The organism is Sphingopyxis sp. YR583 (genome assembly GCF_900108295.1).
GTDB lineage: Bacteria > Pseudomonadota > Alphaproteobacteria > Sphingomonadales > Sphingomonadaceae > Sphingopyxis.
On sequence record NZ_FNWK01000001.1, the window covers coordinates 2,338,898 to 2,358,086 of the forward strand.

Here is a 19,189-nt window from a genome sequence, read left to right on the forward strand (position 1 = left end):
GGGTTAGACAAAGCTGTAGGGATCGATGTCGATCGCGAGCCGCGCCTTCGATGGCCAATCGATGCTGCCCACCCAATCGCGGATCGTGCCCTGCAGGTCGAAACTGCGCGGCGCGTGGAGGAGAAGGCGAAAGCGGTGGCGGCCGCGGAGCATCGCGAGCGGCGCGGGGGCGGGGCCATAGACGGCAAGGCCTTCGGCGACGGGCGCCTTCTGTCCCAAGCGCTGGGCCTGCCCGCGCGCAACCTCGATATCTTCCGAAGAGATGACGAGCGCGGCAAAGCGGCCGTAGGGCGGCGCGCCCGCAAATTTCCGTGCCGCGGCTTCGGCCGAATAGAAGCCGTCGCGGTCATTCGCGACGAGCGCGGCCATCACCGGCGCCTCGGGGACGCGCGTCTGGATCAGCACCTCACCCGGCTTCACGCCGCGCCCGGCGCGCCCCGCAACCTGCGCGATCTGCTGGAAGGTGCGCTCGGACGCGCGGAGGTCGCCGCCGTCGAGCCCTAGATCGGCATCGACGACGCCGACGAGCGTGAGGTTCGGGAAATGATAGCCCTTGGTGACGAGCTGGGTGCCGATGATGATATCGACCAACCCGCCCTCGACATTGTCGACGAATTCGGCCGCCTTTGCAGGCGACCAGAGCGTATCCGACGTGACGATCGCTGTCCTTGCCTCGGGAAAGCGCAGCGCGACCTCGTCGGCGACGCGCTCGACCCCGGGGCCGCAGGCGACGAGGCTGTCCTCGTCCTCACATTCAGGGCAGAGCCGCGGCGGCGGCATGACATGGCCGCAATGGTGGCAGGCGAGGCGATGGACGAGGCGGTGCTCGACCATCCATGCGGTGCAGTTCGGGCACTGGATGCGGTGGCCGCAGGTCCGGCAGAGCGTGAGCGGAGCGAAACCGCGGCGATTGAGGAACAGCAGGCTTTGCTCGCCCTTCTGGAGCCGGTCGGCGAGCGCGTCGACGAGCGGCGGTGCAAGCCAGCGGCCGCGGTCGGGCGGATCCTGCCGCATGTCGATCGCGGAAAGATCCGGTAGGGTCGCGCCGCCGAAGCGCGCAGGGAGCTGGATATGGCGATAACGCCCCGCCTCGACCATCGCGAGGCTTTCGAGCGCGGGGGTCGCGCTCGCGAGGATGACCGGCAGCCCCTCGAAATGCCCGCGCATCACCGCGACGTCGCGCGCGTGATAATGGACGCCATCCTCCTGCTTGAAGCTCGTCTCATGCGCCTCGTCGACGACGATGACGCCGAGATTGGCGTAGGGGAGAAAGAGCGCCGAACGCGCACCGATGACGATGCGCGCGTCGCCCGATGCGATCGCGTGCCAGGCACGCCGACGCTCGGCCGAGCGCAGCCCCGAGTGCCAGGCAACGGGCTCGCAGCCGAAGCGCGCGGTAAAGCGCGTCAGCATCGGTTCGGTCAGCGCGATTTCGGGGAGCAGGACGAGCGCCTGCCTGCCCGCATCGATCGCTGCGGCGATCGCTTCCATATAGACTTCGGTTTTGCCCGACCCCGTGACGCCGTCGAGCAGCAGCGTATCGAATTTCCCGGCGTGCACCGCGTCCTTAAGCTGCGCGGCGGCGACACTCTGTTCGTCAGAGAGATCGGGGCGCGCGAAGCTGCTGTCGGGTTCGGGATAGGGCTGATCGGCTGACACGGCCACCGCCTCGAGCGCGCCGGTATTGATGAGCCCGCGGATCACCGCGTCGCTGACCTCGGCGAGCGCGGCCAGTTCGCGCACCATGCCCTGCCGTTCGCCGATCGCCTCGAGCGCCACCGTTCGCTGCGCCGTCATCCGGAAGGGTAATTCGCCCGTGGCGCGATATTCGACGATCGGTCGCCGCGCATCGGCGAAGGCGACACCCGGCAACACCATGCGCAGCACCGAGCCCGGCGGCGCGAGATAATAGTCGCTGGTCCATTCGACGAGACGGCGCAGCGGCGCCGCGATCGGCGGCACGGGCACGACTTCGTAGAGATTGCGCAAGCGATTGTCGCCGACCGCTTCGGGCGCGCCGAAGCTGGCATCCTCCCACACCACGCCGCCGAGGCGCCGTGGACCGAGCGGCGCGACGACGACGCTGCCGAGCGGGGCTTCGCTCTCGCGCGGGACGCGATAGTCGAGCGGTCCGAGGGCGGCGGTGAGAAGGAGGACGCGGGCGCGGGTCATAGACTGCGCAGGATATAGGGCGGCGGGTAAAATAGGAAAGCGCCGAAGCTTGCAAAGGCGGTCTCAGGCCGGTTGCAGCCGTCGTGGGTTCCCAGCGACAGCCGATCCCATCGACAGGGTAGCCTTAGCTGTCTCTGGCTCCGGTTGCGAACAGGACTTTCGCGCGGTCCGTCGGAAAACGTAGATCAGGCGGCGATCAGAACACCATGATAGGCACGATCCTCGAACGCGCGGCCAGCGCCCATCGCGACGCAGATCAACGCATCGTCGGCGACGACGACCGGCAACCCCGTGGCGCGTGCGATCGCGTCGTCCATCCGGCGCAGCAATGCTCCCCCGCCGGTCAGCGTGATCCCTTCGTCGATGATGTCGGCCGACAGCTCGGGCGGTGTCTGTTCGAGCGCGGCACGCACCGCGCTGACGATCTGGCCGACCGGTTCGGCGAGCGCTTCGGCGATCTCGGCCTCTGTCACCTGCACCTCGGCAGGGCGGCCGGTTACGAGGTCGCGGCCCTTCACGCCCATGACCATTCCGTCGCCGACGGGCGGCGTCGCGCAGCCGATCGTCAACTTCACCCGCTCGGCGGTCATTTCGCCGACCATCAGATTGTGCCTGCGGCGGATCGACGACGAGATCATCTCGTCCATCTTGTCGCCGCCGACGCGCACCGAATTGCTGTAGGCGATGCCGCTCAGCGACAGCACCGCGACCTCGGTGGTACCGCCGCCGATATCGACGACCATGGCCCCGCGCGGTTCGGTGACATGCAGTCCCGCACCAATCGCGGCGGCAAGCGATTCCTCGATCAGTTGCACCGACACCGCGCCGGCATTGCTCGCGGCGTCACGGATCGCGCGGCGTTCGACCATCGTCGAACCCGACGGCACGCAGATGACGACATGGCTGCGCTGCATGAAACGGCTCGCACCGCCCTGCGCCTTGTCCATGAAATGCTTCAACATCTGTTCGGCGACGTCGATGTCGGCGATCACGCCGTCGCGCAGGGGACGGATCGCCTGGATATTGTCGGGGGTCTTGCCCATCATCGGCTTCGCCTCGTCGCCGACAACCTTGACCCGCCGCACGCCGTCGCGTGTTTCCAGCGCAACGACCGACGGTTCGTTGAGGACGATGCCCTTGTCGCGCACATAAACCACGGTGTTCACGGTACCCAGGTCGATGGCCATATTGTGCGCGGCCGACGCAAACCGATTAAAAAACTTCATATGCGGGGCAAAAGCCTTCGGGAAGGAACGGAAGAATCAGGCGTGCTGGCCCATTGGCGCCTTCAACGACTGTCACATATCGACTGCGCCGCACGCGCGGCCGCGTCAACGAAAGCTGCCATCAATACTGTCAGAACGGTGGTTTCTCAGGCCCGGCTGCTCGACCGGTTCAAAATTCGGGACCGTTCGAACCCGGCACGATGAATTTCAGGCCCTGCAGCCGGATCACCTCGTCACCCGCGCACACCGGTGCTGCGATCAGTCGCATCCATCGACGCGGCGCCTGCGCCGGCCTGATTTCGACATCGAGCGTGAAGCCACGGCGATGCTTGATCGCATAGGCGCGCAGCTTCTCCATCGCCGCGCGTGACCCTTCGGAGTAGAGCGCGACGCTCTCTTCGCGTTTGACAGTCGCGCCGCGCGGAATGCCGAAAATATCATGGACCTCTTTGGTCCAGCTCAGCCGGTTATTGTCGGTCAGATCGCATTCCCAACGGCCCAGCCGGGCCGGCCGCATCGGTGCCACGATGTCGTCCAGATCGGGGACCGGATCGAGCATCTCGTCGCCGTGCAACTGCCCAAGCTCGAAAAACCGATCGCGCTCATAGAGCGGCCAGCTATGATGCACGGGTAAGGGATAGGTTTGCTTCAACGCGCCGGTCTTCCATCGGGGCAGCCAGGATAGGCGCGCGGCGCTTAACAACTCGTGATGTCGATTGACAATCCTCCGCGCTCTATTTCCCTCGCGCGAGGGCGATTCCCGCCAGATTCTGCGTCCGCTTGATATGGCGCACGATCGGCGCCGGCCCGTTTCCCACGAGTGCATGGAAAGTGGCGAGATGGTTCGCTGCCTCTCCCCGCGCCCGCACGATACCGTTGGCCTGTTCCACCACTGCCGCGGCATCACCGAGCAGGACGAAGTTCGTCAGCTCCAGATTATACGCCAACCGCAGCGCTGCGATCAGCGCCAGCCACTCGGCATCCATGCTGCTACCGATCCCGGCGTCGCGCACGACCGTTGCCGCTCCCCCTGTCACCACGGCGGTTTCCATCCGCCCCGGATTGGGCCTGCACCCGCCGTCGAAATAGATTTTGATCCGGCGCGCCACCATCGAACTCCCTTAGCCGGTCAAAACTTGCCGCGTACAGAAAAGGAAAAGATCGGCCCGATCAGCCGGTCGCGTTCCTCGACGAAGCTGACGGGGCTTTCCCCGCGAACGCCGGTATAGGCCGTCCGGTCGCGTTTCGAGCGCGCGTTGGCGATATTGCGGACCGACGCCCGTACCGTCAGGCCGAGCACATCCTTATGCTCGACAAAGACCGACGCCCAGACCGGCCCCTCCCATACCTTGTCGACCTGGTTACGCCGGTAATTGGGCTGGTAATGCGAATATTCTACGTCACCACCCCATGCCCAGTCGCTCGCCGGCATATCGTGGCGCAGGCCGAGGCTGATCACCGTGTCGGTAAAGCCATTCCACTGCCTCTTCTCTCCGGTAAAGGGGTCGCGAAGCGAACTTTTCTGCAGCAGCATCCGGGGCTCGAGCCGCATTCCCTTGATCCCGGCCGGGTCGAGATTGATCGTTGCCGTCCAGTCGATCGCGCCCGCTTTTGCCTTTGCAATATTGCCGACCGCCTCACCATTGGCGCCAATCGGGATCACATCGACGCGGTCCTCGACGTCGCGGTAGATCAATATAACCTTGGTCGAGCCCCACGCACCAAATTTTTTGTTGATCTCGGCCTCATAGGTCCAGTCCTGCTGCGGCCGAAGGTCGTTGTTACTCTCATTCTGGTTCCCGTCATTCAGGAAGGCGCGCGCGAGGAAGTCATAAAAGGATAGTTGCAACACGCGCCGCCGCAGCTTCACCGAAACGTCGAAATCGGGCGACGGTGTCCAGGCAAGCGAGACCGATCCCTTGGGCCGGAAAAAGCTGCGCGTCAGGCCGTTCATGCCCGTCTGCGTGATTGTCGAATGTTCGGCTCCCGCGATGATCTGGAAGTTCAGCTTGTCGGTCAGCTTGCGCCCGAAGCTCAGCAGCCCTTCGTAGCGATCCTCACTCACGCCGCCGGTGCCGCCGTCGAACGGCTGGTCGACCCACGTCCCCGTTGGACCCAGCACCGCGATCGATGCGACATTGTCGAGCGTGTTGAACGCCGCTTCGCCCGAGAGCTGCCAGTCGCCGCCGAACATCTTCCACTGATATTCGCCGCGCCCGATCGTCTCCCCAATGTCGCCGGTCTGTGCAAAACGGTCGCCCGTAGCGACGCCACCTTCGGTGGTGGTGACGATTTCCTGCCGGTAGGGCTCGTGGCTGAACCGGCGGAGCCCGATCAGCTTCAGCTTCCCGGGCCCGACGCCGAACTGATAGTCGCCGCTGACCTCATAATTCCAGCTGTCGGCATTTTCATATACTGTGCGGACACGGTCGGGCAGGCCCGAGCCTATGCGCACGCCATCCTCATAATAGCGGTCATATTTCCGCTGATAATGGCCGCCGAGGTTCGCAACGGTGTCGCCCACCGGATCCCAGGTGATCCGCCCCGACAGCTTTGGCGTGTCGTAATGGGTGTTCCAGATATCCTTGCGCCGTTCGGTGATATTGCCCGCGCCGTCATAGATCAGGGTCGGCCCGCCCGCACCGCTGCGCGCCGAATCGTCATTGTTCAGCGCCACCTCATATTCGATCGTCCCGGTGCGGCCGCGCACCGACACATCGGCACGGGTAAACAGCGGATCGGTATAATGCGCGCGGAATTCAGGCTTCCACGAGAATTGCCCGGAAAAGGCGTCGGCGCGATATACGATATTGGCGACCTGTCCCGACAGGCCGGGAATATTGAGCGTCGCGCCGTCGACGATCTCGATCCGCTCGACATTGCTGGCGGGGATACGCGACAGCTGGGTGTACATGTCGTCGGCCTTGTTCGACGGCCGCTCGCCGTTGAACAGCACATTGCCGGTCGCCTGCCCCAGTCCGCGGAGATTCTCGTTGTCGCGGATCTGGAAGCTCGGCACCTGGATTAGCATGTCATAGGCGTTGTTCGGTGCGTAGCGCGCGAAGTCGGCGGGCGTATAGACCTGCCGCGCCGCGTTGCTGATCCCGCCAGCGGGCACTTCGGTGGATGCGGGCGGGGGGGTGTTGCCGGTCGGAGCCGCGGCCTCCTGCGCCAGCGCGGGCGTAGACAGCGTGGCCGCAACCGCGATCAGACTGATCCGTCGTTTCACTTGGACAGTCCCCCCGTCGCGCGGTTCATCGCCTGCGCATATTCGCCGGTCACGCCCATCGCCTTCATGCCGACGACCTCGTCGGCGCTAAGCTTTCTGTAACCCGCCGCGGCCAGCCCGCGCACATAGGCGCCGTCGACGCCGAGTGCCTTGCATGCGATCGCATCCTCGACGTCGGTGAGCACCAGCGCCTCTGACTTCAGATCGCGCACATATTCAGGCCGCACGTCGAGCGCCGCCGCCGCGATCAGGTCGTCGGCGTCCTTTGGCCGTACCCCCTCGTTTGTGAGCCCGTCGGCCAGTTCGATCGTCGCATCGACGAGCAACATCGCGAGCAGGGTGGAACGATGATCGGGTGACAGGCCGCGTTCGCTGAGTGCATGCTCGAACGCGGGATCGGACGTGAAGCGACACTCCCCCCTTCCTTCGAAAGCGCGGTTCAATATGCCGGTGCACGACAAGGTTCCAGCATCATGCATCACGGTAAAGCTGACCGGTCCTTGCGTCGTCCGCCCCAGCGCTGCCTCGGCTGGTGTGAAATAGGGGCGCGATCCGTCAAGGCTTTGGTCGCTGCTGGACTTCCTGTGCTGGATCCGGACGCGCGGGGCGCCCTTTTTTCCGCCCGCGGACTCGGCGACCCAACTGATGTCGTTCAGTACGAGCGGGTTGGCGGCGGCGGTCGGTGCCGAACAGGCAAGGATCGAGGTCAGCGCGGCGGCGCCAGCAAGATACAGGGCTTTCATCGGGTGCACTCCTCCCTCCGTGCGCCGGGCGAGCGTCATCGCTCGCCGCCGCAGCGGCAATTTTGAATCAGGTTTCGATTAATCGTCGGTCGCTGCGGACGAATGTCCGGGCGTCAGTCGCGAACGGGCGGCTTGGGTGGTTCGGGCGCCTGCGGGAATTCGATCCGCGCGGTTCGGCCGTCGGCTCGGCGTGCCTCGATTACGCCGCGTTCCAGATCGACGATCGCAACATTGCCGTTCTGTACCGCTTTCGCCACCGGGCGCGGTGTCGCTGCGGGGCGAGGCTTTGCAACCGGTCGGAATCCGCTCGTCGCACGCAGTTCGATTGCGTCGTCGGCGCTGCGCATCTTCACGCCAGCCTTCTGCATATCGGTTACAAAGTCGCAGTCGATGCCCATGGCCCGCAGGGCGATCACGTCATCGATACTGATATCGGGAAAATGGCTTTTCATGTCGCGCGCAAAGCGCGGCTCGATATGCAGCGCGGCCGCGCCGACCAACTCGTCAATATCGGTCCCAGGAAAGATGCCGCGCATCGTTTTGATATAGGCGGGATCGACCCCGGCCGCCTTAGCGCCGATAATTTCGTCGGCGGTTATTGCCGGCTTATGTTCGCGCATCTCCGCGACATATTCGGGCGTCACGCCGACGGCGCGCATGCTCACCAGTTCCTCGGCGCTCAACGGTTTCGCCACTGCGGCCGTATCATTCGCACCCTTGGTCGCGGCGGCCGAGGAGGAAGAGGTGATTGTCGCTGCTCGGGTGGTCGATGCGACAGACGTGCGGCTTGCTTCGGTCGCCTCTGGCTTGGCCGTCGCCGAAAATGCGGCGAGCGGCGCAGTGATGCCTGCGAGCACGACAAGGCTCATCAACATCCAGCTTGCACTCGCCGGCCCACGCTTCAGGCTGCCGTCGAGGACGCGGGTGATCCGGCGCTTCAGACTGTCTTTGCCGGGCGCGACGCCATGCGCGGCAAGCAGCGTGCCCTGATTGTCGTGTCGCGCCGCGCCGACGAGCAGCGTCGCATAATCGGGTCCGTCGATGTCTGCCATCAGCACCGCGTCGTCGGCGGCTTCTTCGCGCAGTTGATGGCTTTCGCGCGCCAGCATCCATACGAACGGATTGAACCAGAAAACCGCGCAGGCGATGCGCGCGCCGAGCAGCTTCGCCCAGTCGAGCCGCGCGACATGCGCCAGTTCGTGCGCGATGATCGCCTCGGCCTCATCCGACGCGGCGACCGCCTTCGGGCTCAGCACGATCGTCGGGCGCAGTACGCCCCAGCTGATTGGCGAGCGCAATTCCTTGCTGACCAACAGTGCGGTGCCATGTTTGAACCCCATGCGCCGCTGTGCCTCGGCCAGCGCCGACAGCCACGACCCCTCGACCAGTATCTCAGCGCGTCCGCGCATCGCGAACAGTCGCACCACCGCGAGTGCCATCACTCCAGATAGCAGCAGGAGCGGGGCAAGATAGAGAAAGGGGGCAAGCTCGCTCCACGAAAAGACAATCGGCGTCGATCCGGCACTATCGACCGCGACAGGGACTGACGTCGCGGCGGGTGCCGGATCGATCGCCGATCCCCCTGTTGTTGCAGTCTGCGCGATCGGAACGGCTTGTTCGAACGACCAGCTGGCCGGGAGCGGGGCCCATTGCGGCAGCAACAGGATCGCGGCAGGCAATGCGAGCAAGGCAACGAGACCCGCATGCGCGATCATCGATCGCTCACCGGCCGAACGCCACCGCGCGAGGCGGAGCAGGCCGAGCGTCAGCCCCGCTACGACGACGGATTTCCAGGCTAGGCTCAGCAATATGGCGGTGATCAGCATCACCCTCTCCCTTCGCGCGCTTTGGCGATCATCTGTTCGAGTTCGTCGAGTTCGCTATTGCTCATCTCGTCCTGCATGCCGAGCAGGGCGGCCGCGGCACTCGTCGCCGATCCGTTGAAGAAGACGCGCACGACCTGTGACAGCGCCGACTTGCGCGCGGTCTTGTCCGACACGCTCGGCGCGTAGACGAAGCCGCGGTCGGATTGTTCGCGTGCTACGAAGCCTTTCGTCTCAAGCCGTTTCAGCATCGCGCGGATCGCCGATCCTGAAAGCTCATCGGCGAGCGCCTCGCCGATCTCGGTCACGGTCGATGCGCCACGCTCATAGAGAATATCGACGATTTCGCGTTCCCGTGGGGGCAGACTGGACAACATACGACTCACCTCATGCGCTACATTTGTAGCGTGCTACATTTGTAGCGCATGCTTGGCAAGGGGTTTTATCCGGATAGCCCGGCAGTGGTGCGCAGCCGCTTTAGAGTGGCCGGCCGTCGTTCCTTCAGGCCGCGGCGGCGTAGGCGTCGATCGCAGCGAGATGTTTCGCCCTGCCGGTTTCGTTCAGGAATGAGCCGGCAAAGCTGTTGCGCGCGAGCGTGACGATGTCGTCCTTCGAAAGGTCGAGCGCGTCGGCGACCGCCTGATAATTGGCGTTCACATAGCCGCCGAAATAGCTGGGGTCGTCGCTGTTGATCGTCGCCTTCAGGCCAGCGTCCAGCATCGTCTTGAGTGGGTGCGCGGTGATGTCGTTCACGACGCACAGCTTGAGATTGGAAAGCGGACAGACAGTGAGCGTCATGCCCTCGGCCGCGAGACGCGCGATGAGGGCGGGGTCTTCGAGGCTGCGGTTGCCATGATCTATGCGGTGGACTTTCAGGAGGTCGAGCGCTTCATGGACATAGGCGGGCGGGCCTTCTTCGCCTGCGTGGGCAACGATCTTGAGGCCGAGGCTGCGGGCGCGTCCGAAAACGCGTTCGAATTTGGCGGGCGGGTGGCCGACCTCGGAGGAATCGAGGCCGACGCCATCGATGCGGTCGAGGAAGGGGAGGGCTTCGTCGAGCGTCTTTTCGGCCTCGGCTTCGCTGAGATGACGGAGAAAGCACATGATGAGCTTCGACGTCATTCCGTAGCTCGTCCGGGCATCGTCGAGCGCGCGGGTGATGCCCGCAATTACGGTTCCGAAGGCGACACCGCGGTCGGTGTGGCCTTGCGGATCGAAGAAGATTTCGACGTGGCGGACGGCATCGGCGTGGGCGCGCGTGAGATAGGCGGCGGTCAGGTCATAGAAGTCCCGCTCGCTGTGGAGGACGCCCATCCCTTGATAATAGATGTCGAGAAAATCCTGGAGGTTCGAGAAGGCGTAGGCGGCGCGCACGTCCTCGACGCTGGCGAAGGGAATCGCGACCTTGTTGCGCTGTGCCAGTTCGAACATCAGCTCGGGTTCGAGCGAACCTTCGATATGAAGGTGAAGTTCGGCCTTGGGCAGCGCGGCGATAAAGGCGGCACGCTCTTCCGCTGACGTAAAACCATCAGGCATCGGACTTGCCCTCCTCGCGCAGGATGATCATGGCCTCGGGCTTGTGCTGGCGGATCTCGTCGACCGTCAGTCCATCGACCTCGTGCGGGAAGATCAACCACTGGTCGGTTTCGTGGACGAAGAAATCGGGGCGGAGGTCGGTGACGTTGCGGCCGGGTTTGAACCAGACGGTCGCGATGCGAATGTCGCGCGGCATATTGTGGCGGCAGCGCGCCTTCAGTTCGGCGATGAAAGCGCGGATGCTGCGCCCGCTATCGAAAACGTCGTCGATGACAAGCAGGCGATCCTCCGGATTCAGCGTGTCGATGAGATAGCCGAGCGCGAAGACTTTGACGTGCGCGTCCTGCTTGTCGATGCCGTGATAGGAAGAGGTGCGGATCGCGATATGGTCGCAATGCTGGCCGTGATAGTCGAGCAGTTCCTGCACCGCGATCCCGACCGGCGCGCCGCCGCGCCAGATGCCGACGAGATGCGTCGGCTGGAAGCCGCTGTCCAGCACCTGCATGCCGAGCCGGAAGGAGTCGGCGAGCAGATCGTTCGCGCTGATGAAGATCTTTTCGCCGCTCATGTGCCGGAACCGCCGATCCTATTTCTGCTTCGCCGCGATATAGCGCGTTACCTGCTCTTCGAGAATATCGAGCGGCAGCGCGCCTTCGCTGAGCACCGCTTCGTGGAAGTCGCGAATGTCGAAGCGGGAGCCCAGCTCGCTTTCGGCGCGTTTGCGAAGCTCCGCGATCTTGAGCTGGCCGACCATGTAGCTGGTCGCCTGACCCGGCCAGTTGAAATAGCGGTCGACTTCGCGCGCGATGTCGGTGTCGGACACCGAGCTGTTCGCCTTGAAATAGGCGATCGACTGCTCGCGCGTCCAGCGCTTCGAATGGATGCCGGTGTCGAGCACGAGGCGGATCGCGCGCCACACCTGCAGCGACAGCATGCCGAAGCGGTCATAGGGGGTCTTGTAGGCGCCCATCTCGTTCGCGAGCCGTTCCGAATAGAGTCCCCAGCCCTCCATATAGGCGCCGTAACCGCCGAACTTGCGGAATTTGGGGATGCCGGTGAGTTCCTGTTGGCGCGCGATCTGGAAATGATGCCCCGGCGCGCCTTCGTGCGCGGCGATGCCAGCGACCTGCACCTTTTGCGTCTGGTTCATGTCGACGAGGTTGACATAATAGATGCCGGGGCGCGTGCCATCGGCCGAGGGCGGGTTGTAGAAGGCGGTCGACGCCGTCCCCTCGCGCCATTTCTCGACCGCGCGGACTTCGAGCGCCGCCTTGGGGAGCACGCGGAAATAGCGCGGCGCGGCGTCCATGACCGATGCGATCACCGCGCGGGCGTCGGCGAGATAGGTTTCGCGGCCGGCCTCGTCGTTGGGATATTTGAACTGCGGGTCGGTACGAATGTGGTCGAAAAATTGTTCGAGCGTGCCGGTGAAGCCGACCTCGCGCTTGATCGCCTCCATCTCGCCGCGGATCGCCGCGACCTGCGCGAGGCCGAGGTCGTGGATCTGGTCGGCGGTGAGGTTGGTGGTGGTCGAGCTCTTCAGTCGGTCGGCATAATAGGCGGCGGCGTCGGGAAGGCTCCACGCGCCGAAATTGCCCTTCGATTGGGGCTCGATCTCGTCGATCGCGGCGATCAGCGTGGTGTAGCCGTGCTTGAACGGTCCGGTCAGCGCGGCGCTGGCATCGGCGAGCAACTGCGCTTTGGTCGCCGCCGGAGCATCGAGCGCATCGACCTTTTTGCGGAAGTCGGCGAGCAACGTCGAATCGGCGCCGCTGCCGAAGGGTGCACCGGTGATCACCTTGAGCGCGTCGGCACGCGCAGGGGCGAAATTGACCTTGTTGGGGACGATCCCCGCCGCGGCCTGTTCGCGCATCGTCGCCGCGACCTCGCGCATCACGCGGTCGGTGTCGCGCAGGCGGGCGATATAGGCCTCGGCATCGGCGACGCTGTCGATCTTGTGATTGTTGATGAGCAGCACCGGGATCGCACCCGCGGGGCTGCCGTTGGTCGAAACGGGGAAGCGCAGCTTGCGGAAACGGAGCGATTCGCGGCCGCGTTCGACCTCATATTCGAACAGGCGGTAGCTGACGCGCGCGCTCTCGCCGAGCTGGTCGGGTTTGAAGCGCGCGTGCATGTCCTTGAGCTGGCGCTCGGCGAGCTCCTGCTCGCGCAGCGATGCGGCGTCGGTGTAATCGTCGAGCTTGTTGTAGTTGGTCTTGAGCCCGAGCTGCGTCTGCGATTCGGGGCTGAGGCCGAGCCGTTCTTCGAACGCCCGATCGAGAAACTGGAGCAGTGCCTGATCCTGCGCGCCGGCTTGCGGTGCCGCCTGCGCGAAGGCGGGCGCGGCCATCGGGGCGAAGGGCAGGACGGGAAGCAGCATCAGGGCAACGGCAAAGCGCATCGGGGTCTCCTATCGAATGGCAGGCTTGTTGCGCAGCGCCGGGCCGGGCGCAATAATATTTCAGTGGCTTATGCCGCTGTCCCGCCTATTTCCGCGACGCGGCACTCTGGTCGCGGATGGCCTTGAATTCGCTGCCGTCCTTCCAGCCCGGCCATTTGGCCGAGCGGGCGAGTTCGTCGCCGATCGTGTAGAAGACCGAGATGTCCTGCACCGCGCCGTCGAGGTTCCAGCTTTCGTCCCACGCATCGCAGGCTTGATGATAGCATTTGCCGGTATAGGCATCGACCCACGCCTGCCCGGCGGGCTTGCCGCCTTCGACGAGGTCCGAGGCACCCGCGATGCCCATCATCAGGAGGACGGGGACGCCGCGCTTGGCGAGGCTGAAATGGTCGGCGCGGTAGAAGAGTCCGCGTTCTGGAAGGCTCTCCACCGAGACGGTGCGGCCCTGCGTCGCCGCAACGCGCGCGAGATCGTCCTCGAGACTGCCCTGGCCCTTGCCCACGAGGACGACGTCCTTTGCGCGGCCTGCGGTCTGGAGGATGTCGAGGCCGAAGTTGGCGACGGTCTTTTCGGCGGGGAAGATCGGGTTTTGGGCGTAGGCCTCGGAGCCTAGGAGCCCGCGTTCCTCGGCGGTCCAGAAGGCGAAGGCGATCGTGCGGTCGGGCGCGGGGGCCGCCTTGAACAGCCGCGCGATTTCGAACAGGCCCGCGACGCCCAGCGCGTCGTCATTGGCGCCGGCGCGGTAGATGCGGCCCTTTTCGTCGGGCGCGCCTTCGCCATAGGCGTCCCAGTGCGCGCCGTACATCACGACCTCGTCCGGGCGCTTGGCGCCGGGGATTTTTGCGAGGACATTCTGGCTCTGCACGACCTCCTGCGTAACAGGGAGCGCGGCGTTAAAGTTGGTACCAAGGTCGATGGGCTTAAAATCCTTGCGGCGTGCGGCGGTGCGCAGCTTCGCGAGATCCTGCCCGGCGTTGGCAAACAGCCTCGTCGCGGTTTCGCCCGAAATCCAGCCCTGAAGCGCGAGGCTCGTGACCTTTTCGGGCGGCATAACGAGGCCGTAATTTTCACCGCCGGGGGCTTTGACGACGTTCCAGCCGTAACCCACGCCGTCGGTGTCGTGGACGATCAGCGCGGCGATCGCGCCGCGGCGCGATGCTTCCTCGAATTTATAGGTCCAGCGGCCATAATAGGTCATCGTCCGGCCGCCGAACTTGCCGAAGCTGTCCTCGCCTTTCTTCGCGACGAAATCGGGGTCGTTGATGAGGAAGACCGCGACCTTGCCCTTCAGATCCTGTCCCTTGAAATCGTCCCAGCCGCGTTCGGGGGCGCTGACTCCGTAACCGACGAAGACGAGCGGAGCGTTCTGGACAACCGCCTGGTCCTTCGGCTGGAGCGTCGAGAGATAGATGTCGGTGCCGAAGGTCAGCGGCGTCGCCGTGCCCTTGCGGTCGAAGCCGAGCGCCGTCGGAGTGCCGACGCGCGTGTGGAGCAGGGGCACGGGCTGGGTCCAGCCGCCGCCCACGCCCGCGGGTTCGAGCCCCAGCGCCTGAAGCCGGCCGATCAGATAACCGATGGTGCGCTCCTCGCCGATCGTGCCGGGCGCGCGGCCCTGAAACTGGTCAGAGGCGAGGGTGCGGACGGTCTGCGTGAGGTTCGCGGCGTCGATACCCGTTTGCGCCGCAGCGGGCGCAGCGGCGGTGGCAGCGAGCAGGAGAGCGGCGGCGATAGAGCGGGACATGGGGGACTTTCCGTTGATCAGCGGTCGAGGCAGCGTTTGAGATAGGCGCGCGCGCCGACAAAGTCGCGCATTTCCACCTTCATCGGTTTCGTGTTTTCGAAGGTGAGGCTCAGCGCGAAGTCGGCGGGGAATTTGTCGAGATTTTCGACATGGCCGAGCGGGACGTCGTGCCACATGCGATCTTCGCCGATCGCGAAGCTGGTCACTTCGACCTCGCCGCCGCCCATGCCCGCGATTTCCAGCTTTGCCTTGCGCGGCGTAAGTTCGCGCGTTTCGTCCTTCGCCAGCGGCTTGGGGTCGGCGGAGGTGGCGCGGGCGGCAATCGCGAGCTTCATATTGTTCGTGTCGCTCGCGACCGCCAATGTCCACGCATCGTCCATGCCGCCAGTGTCATTCCATGTGACGGTGCATTGCATCTGTCCCCTCCACGGCGGATCGCCGCCATCGACGATATCTTCGGCCGATTGGGCGGCGAGCATCAGGAGCGGCATGAGGGCGGGGGCGGCGAGGAGGGGCATGGTTTGGTTTCCCTTTTCGGGTTTGGAAACCGGGCCTTAGCATGATGGAGCGCATTGTGAACCGCCGGGCGGTGACGATTGCCGCCGAGTGCGTTAGGGGCGTGTGGTGATTTCCAACCTGCCCGTTTCGATTTCCTGGCGTCCGCTGGCCGCTGCTTGCGCGCTGGCGCTCGCCGCGTGCGGGCCGAAGCCGCCGCTGCGCGTGATGGCGTGTAATGCGGCGCCCGCCGTGCCGGTGAGTTTGGCCGGGGACGGGCAATCGGCGACCGCGACGCTGTCGGTGCTCACCTATAATCTGGAGGGGCTCGGCTGGCCGGCGCGCAAGGGGCGGTCGGCAGAGCTGAAACAGATCGGAGAACGACTGGCGGCGATGCGCGAAGGCGGAACCGGACCCGACGTGATCCTGTTTCAGGAGATGTTCAGCGGTGCGGCGAAGCGAGCGGTCGAAGCGAGCGGCTATCCAGCGATTGCACCGGGACCGCGGCGCACGACGAAGCCCTATATCGCCGACCATGAGAAGATGGCGGGCAAGGCGAAGCCGCTGAAGGGCGAGTTGGGGATCAAGCTGGTCGGCGGCGGACTGGCGATCGCGTCGCGCTATCCGATCGTCGAGACCGCGCTCGACGCCTATGGCCGGCGCGCTTGCGCGGGGCTCGACTGCCTGTCGAACAAGGGGGTCATGCTGGCGCGGATTGCCATGCCGGGGGTGCCCGCGCCGATCGACATCTATAACACGCATATGAATTCGCGCGGCGCGTCGGGGGTGTCCGAGGCGCGCGACGGCGAGGCGCATGCGCGGCAGGCGATCGCGGCGTCGGATTTCATCGCGCGGACGCAGGATCTGGCGGTACCGCTGATTTTCGGGGGCGATTTCAACATGCGCCATTCGGAGGATCGCTGGGCCGAATTTTCCGAATATCATCCGCTGACCCTGGTGCATGAAGTGTGCGTCGATCCCGCGTCGGCGTGCGAGGTAAAGATGTCATGGGACGGCGACGCGCCGTGGATGGACACGCAGGACCTGCAATTCTTTGCCGATGGCGAAGAGGTGACGGTGCGACCGATCCGCGTCGAGGCGCTGTTCGACGGTGGCGATAGCGGCCCGCAATTGTCGGACCATGACGGGTTTCTGGTGACCTATGAGCTGCGCTGGCCGGCCCGGATGGCGGTGAAATCCGGCTGCTGATTTGAGCGCAAGAAACGGGGCGCGGCGCGATGCGTTGGATGCGATGGCATCGGCATGACGCACATCATCGACGACAATATCGCTGCGGCGCTCGATCGCGAAGGTTGGGCCGTGCTGCCCCGGCTACTGAGCGGCGCCCAATGCGACGCGACCGCGGCGCTTTATGCACAGAATATGGGGTTTCGCAGCCATGTGCATATGGCGCGGCACGGCTTTGGGCGGGGCGAATATCGTTACTTCGCCTATCCGCTGCCGCCGCTGGTCGCCGGGCTGCGGAGCGCGCTCTATCCCGAGCTCGCGCGGATCGCGAACCGCTGGCACGAACGGATGGGGATGGCGGTGCGCTTTCCGGGCGATCATGCCGAATTCCTCGCGCGGTGCCATGAAGCGGGACAACGGCGGCCGACGCCCCTGCTGCTGCAATATGGCGCGGGCGACTATAATTGCCTGCATCAGGATCTGTATGGCGAGCATGTCTTTCCATTGCAGGTCGCGGTGCTGCTGTCGGCGCCGGGGGAAGATTATACCGGCGGCGAATTCGTGCTGACCGAACAACGGCCGCGGATGCAATCGCGCGCGGCGGTTGTGCCGCTGGCGAAGGGCGATGCGGTGCTGTTCGCGGTGAATGTGCGGCCGGTACGGGGAAGCCGCGGCGATTACCGCGTTGCGATGCGTCACGGGGTCAGCGAAATCCGGTCGGGGCGGCGGCACACGCTGGGCGTGATCTTTCACGACGCGGCGTAAGCGGCATCAGTCGTCCAGCGAAGCCATCAGATTGTCGCGCAGCTTGGCGACCGATTTCTGGACGTCGAAGAAGCTGTCGCCGAGGCCGGTCGCATCGAACAGTTCGTTGCCGATCTCGTGACTGCGCAGTTCGCTGCCTTTTGGTGTCAGCCGGATGCGCACCTGCCGTTCGTCGGCGGGATCGCGGCGGCGTTCGATAAAGCCCGATTGTTCGAGCTTCTTGAGGATCGGCGTGAGGGTGTTCGATTCGAGGAACATCTTGTCGCCGAGTTCGCCCACGGTCTGATCGTCTCGCTCCCACAAGGCAACGAGCACGATATATTGGGTGTAGGTCAGGCCGAGCTTTTCGAGGATCGGGCGATAGGCGCGGCCGAAGGCGAGGTTCGCCGAATAGACCGCGAAGCAGAGGAACTCGCCGAGCTTGGGCCGTTCGGGGGCGGGCGATTTCGTCATTGGGGTTCCTTGGTGAATGTCCGAAAATTCAAGCGGATACGATGAAATCGGAATTCGCGGGTGTCAACCGGGCGGCGGGGAGATCGCCGCCCGATCGATAATATTCAATCAAGCGAGATTGAGTTCGATGTCGATATTGCCTTCGACCGCCTTCGAATAAGGGCAGACCTTGTGCGCGGCGTCGACCAGCTCGCGTGCGACGTCGCGCTCGATGCCGGGGACCGAAATGTCGAGGCGGGCGCGGAGGACGAAGCCACCATCGCGGCTCACGACGTCGATCGTGGTGTCGGCCTCGGGCGAGGTGGGCAGCTTGACCTTGCGCTGTCCGGCGACGAGCTCGAGCGCGCTGATGAAGCAAGCCGACCAGGCGGCGGCGAAGAGGTTTTCGGCGGCGGGGTGCGACTGCGGCAGCGCGAGGTCGAGGATGTCGGTGGTGCTGCGGGCGTAGCCGTCGGGGCCGCCTTTGACGTGGGTCGTACCGGAGAAGAGAATTTTGTCAGCCATGATCAGGTTCCTTTCGGGGTTGTAAGTCGTATCCGTTTAGATCGGGTACGATGTAATTAGGTGAGTCGCTATGTGTAGTCAAGCGTAGCCGATTATATCGTACACGATATAATCTTAAGCCATTGAAATCGGATCGATATAATTTTAGCGCAAGTGGTTTTGCGCTTGTTGTGCGTCCAATGGGGTTTCGAACGATTGCGGACGGTCAGCCACAGATCTGCTCGGCAGAAATGGAAATGGGAACGGCAGGAAACGACCGATTGCGGACGCGCCCAAACATTGACAGAAGATTGTAATAATTCCTGACAGGGGCAGCCGTGGTTATGGTGAGGCTAATTGGTGGTGCAGGCTTACTCGCCGCTATTGCGATTTCAGGGTGGTGCTACGCCTCAGCGGAGGAGCATTCAGGCGGCCTATTCGTCAGCGAAGACGCGGCACTAAGATATACCTCGTCGTTTGGTCAAGGATGGGACGCGCCGGTCAGCACAGAATCAGCTGGAGACGTATTCAAGCTCAAGATGAAAGTTTTCAATTTTCAGCTTGGTGAGCGACGTGGCTATGCGCTTTTGGGTTCTGATAAAGCGGGCATTATCCGATATTACGAAGTCCGTTTTCCCATCGTCGAAAAGCGCTGCTCAGGTGCGCCCGAAACGCACATCCTAGCACGATCGCTTCTGAACCGCTTTGAGCCGGCTCAATCGGCAAACTCGCGCGAAATCAATCGCCTTGCAAGTCTTGCCGAGCTTGTTTGGCCCCGCGAGGCGTTCGACAGCGGTCCGGGGGCTGAGATCGGAGATACTGCTTTTAAGTTCAACAAGATGAACGGCTATTGCAGCTTTCGAGTGTTCCGTTCGCCCGATCGGCCCGCCTAGTTAATCGCGTCCGCTTCCCACCCCAAAGCGGAGGCGGGATC

Annotated in this window: 18 protein-coding genes; 3 read left to right on the forward strand and 15 right to left on the reverse strand. The window is 64.2% G+C overall.

Going from position 1 to position 19,189, the window contains the following annotated elements; translation table 11 throughout:
* Positions 1-3: 3 nt before the first annotated feature.
* The 13 genes from BLW56_RS10720 to BLW56_RS10780 all read right to left on the reverse strand — a co-directional run bounded on the left by BLW56_RS10720 (position 4) and on the right by BLW56_RS10780 (position 15,389).
* Positions 4-2,172 (reverse strand): primosomal protein N', encoded by a 2,169-nt coding sequence (locus tag BLW56_RS10720; RefSeq protein ID WP_093510480.1) that lies wholly within the window; start codon positions 2,170-2,172, stop codon positions 4-6.
* 185 nt (positions 2,173-2,357) lie between these two features.
* Positions 2,358-3,398 (reverse strand): rod shape-determining protein, encoded by a 1,041-nt coding sequence (locus tag BLW56_RS10725; RefSeq protein ID WP_093510481.1) that lies wholly within the window; start codon positions 3,396-3,398, stop codon positions 2,358-2,360.
* A gap of 169 nt (positions 3,399-3,567) precedes the next feature.
* Entirely contained in the window at positions 3,568-4,050 is a 483-nt protein-coding gene (locus BLW56_RS10730) for a hypothetical protein (RefSeq protein WP_093510482.1), read from the reverse strand.
* A gap of 82 nt (positions 4,051-4,132) precedes the next feature.
* The gene (locus BLW56_RS10735) at positions 4,133-4,510 is read right to left on the reverse strand and encodes a reverse transcriptase-like protein (RefSeq protein WP_177175909.1); all 378 of its coding nucleotides are present in this window, start codon (positions 4,508-4,510) and stop codon (positions 4,133-4,135) included.
* A gap of 17 nt (positions 4,511-4,527) precedes the next feature.
* The gene (locus BLW56_RS10740; protein WP_177175910.1) at positions 4,528-6,627 is read right to left on the reverse strand and encodes a TonB-dependent receptor plug domain-containing protein; all 2,100 of its coding nucleotides are present in this window, start codon (positions 6,625-6,627) and stop codon (positions 4,528-4,530) included.
* Complete coding sequence (locus BLW56_RS10745; RefSeq protein WP_143043435.1) at positions 6,624-7,370, reverse strand: hypothetical protein; 747 nt, start codon at positions 7,368-7,370, stop codon at positions 6,624-6,626. Before BLW56_RS10745 ends, BLW56_RS10740 begins: the two co-directional genes overlap by 4 nt.
* A gap of 113 nt (positions 7,371-7,483) precedes the next feature.
* Entirely contained in the window at positions 7,484-9,196 is a 1,713-nt protein-coding gene (locus BLW56_RS10750) for a M56 family metallopeptidase (RefSeq protein WP_093510484.1), read from the reverse strand.
* Positions 9,196-9,570: a BlaI/MecI/CopY family transcriptional regulator gene (locus BLW56_RS10755; RefSeq protein ID WP_093510485.1), complete on the reverse strand. Its 375-nt coding sequence runs from the start codon at positions 9,568-9,570 to the stop codon at positions 9,196-9,198. The genes BLW56_RS10750 and BLW56_RS10755 overlap by 1 nt, the downstream gene beginning before the upstream one ends.
* Positions 9,571-9,694: 124 nt before the next feature.
* Positions 9,695-10,729, reverse strand: a complete 1,035-nt coding sequence (locus BLW56_RS10760) for an adenosine deaminase (RefSeq protein WP_093510486.1) — start codon at positions 10,727-10,729, stop codon at positions 9,695-9,697.
* Entirely contained in the window at positions 10,722-11,297 is a 576-nt protein-coding gene (locus tag BLW56_RS10765; RefSeq protein ID WP_093510487.1) for a phosphoribosyltransferase, read from the reverse strand. Before BLW56_RS10765 ends, BLW56_RS10760 begins: the two co-directional genes overlap by 8 nt.
* Before the next feature lie 18 nt (positions 11,298-11,315).
* Positions 11,316-13,130 (reverse strand): DUF885 domain-containing protein, encoded by a 1,815-nt coding sequence (locus tag BLW56_RS10770; protein WP_093510488.1) that lies wholly within the window; start codon positions 13,128-13,130, stop codon positions 11,316-11,318.
* A gap of 85 nt (positions 13,131-13,215) precedes the next feature.
* Positions 13,216-14,871, reverse strand: a complete 1,656-nt coding sequence (locus BLW56_RS10775) for a M20/M25/M40 family metallo-hydrolase (protein WP_093510489.1) — start codon at positions 14,869-14,871, stop codon at positions 13,216-13,218.
* Positions 14,872-14,888: 17 nt separating this feature from the next.
* Complete coding sequence (locus tag BLW56_RS10780) at positions 14,889-15,389, reverse strand: hypothetical protein (RefSeq protein ID WP_093510490.1); 501 nt, start codon at positions 15,387-15,389, stop codon at positions 14,889-14,891.
* A 106-nt stretch (positions 15,390-15,495) separates the two neighbouring features.
* Between BLW56_RS10780 and BLW56_RS10785 the strand changes: the two genes are divergently transcribed.
* Both BLW56_RS10785 and BLW56_RS10790 read left to right on the forward strand, forming a co-directional pair.
* Positions 15,496-16,575, forward strand: coding sequence for an endonuclease/exonuclease/phosphatase family protein (locus BLW56_RS10785; RefSeq protein WP_256203386.1), 1,080 nt, complete (start codon positions 15,496-15,498; stop codon positions 16,573-16,575).
* Positions 16,576-16,629: 54 nt separating this feature from the next.
* Positions 16,630-17,319, forward strand: a complete 690-nt coding sequence (locus BLW56_RS10790; protein ID WP_093510491.1) for a 2OG-Fe(II) oxygenase — start codon at positions 16,630-16,632, stop codon at positions 17,317-17,319.
* Between the two features lie 6 nt (positions 17,320-17,325).
* Here the strand turns inward: BLW56_RS10790 and BLW56_RS10795 are convergent, their stop codons facing one another.
* Both BLW56_RS10795 and BLW56_RS10800 read right to left on the reverse strand, forming a co-directional pair.
* Entirely contained in the window at positions 17,326-17,772 is a 447-nt protein-coding gene (locus BLW56_RS10795) for a MarR family winged helix-turn-helix transcriptional regulator (protein ID WP_093510492.1), read from the reverse strand.
* A gap of 108 nt (positions 17,773-17,880) precedes the next feature.
* Complete coding sequence (locus BLW56_RS10800) at positions 17,881-18,276, reverse strand: Ohr family peroxiredoxin (RefSeq protein WP_093510493.1); 396 nt, start codon at positions 18,274-18,276, stop codon at positions 17,881-17,883.
* Positions 18,277-18,599: 323 nt separating this feature from the next.
* On the opposite strand from BLW56_RS10800, the gene BLW56_RS20395 reads away from it, so the two are divergent.
* Positions 18,600-19,148: a hypothetical protein gene (locus tag BLW56_RS20395; protein WP_143043436.1), complete on the forward strand. Its 549-nt coding sequence runs from the start codon at positions 18,600-18,602 to the stop codon at positions 19,146-19,148.
* Positions 19,149-19,189: the final 41 nt, after the last annotated feature.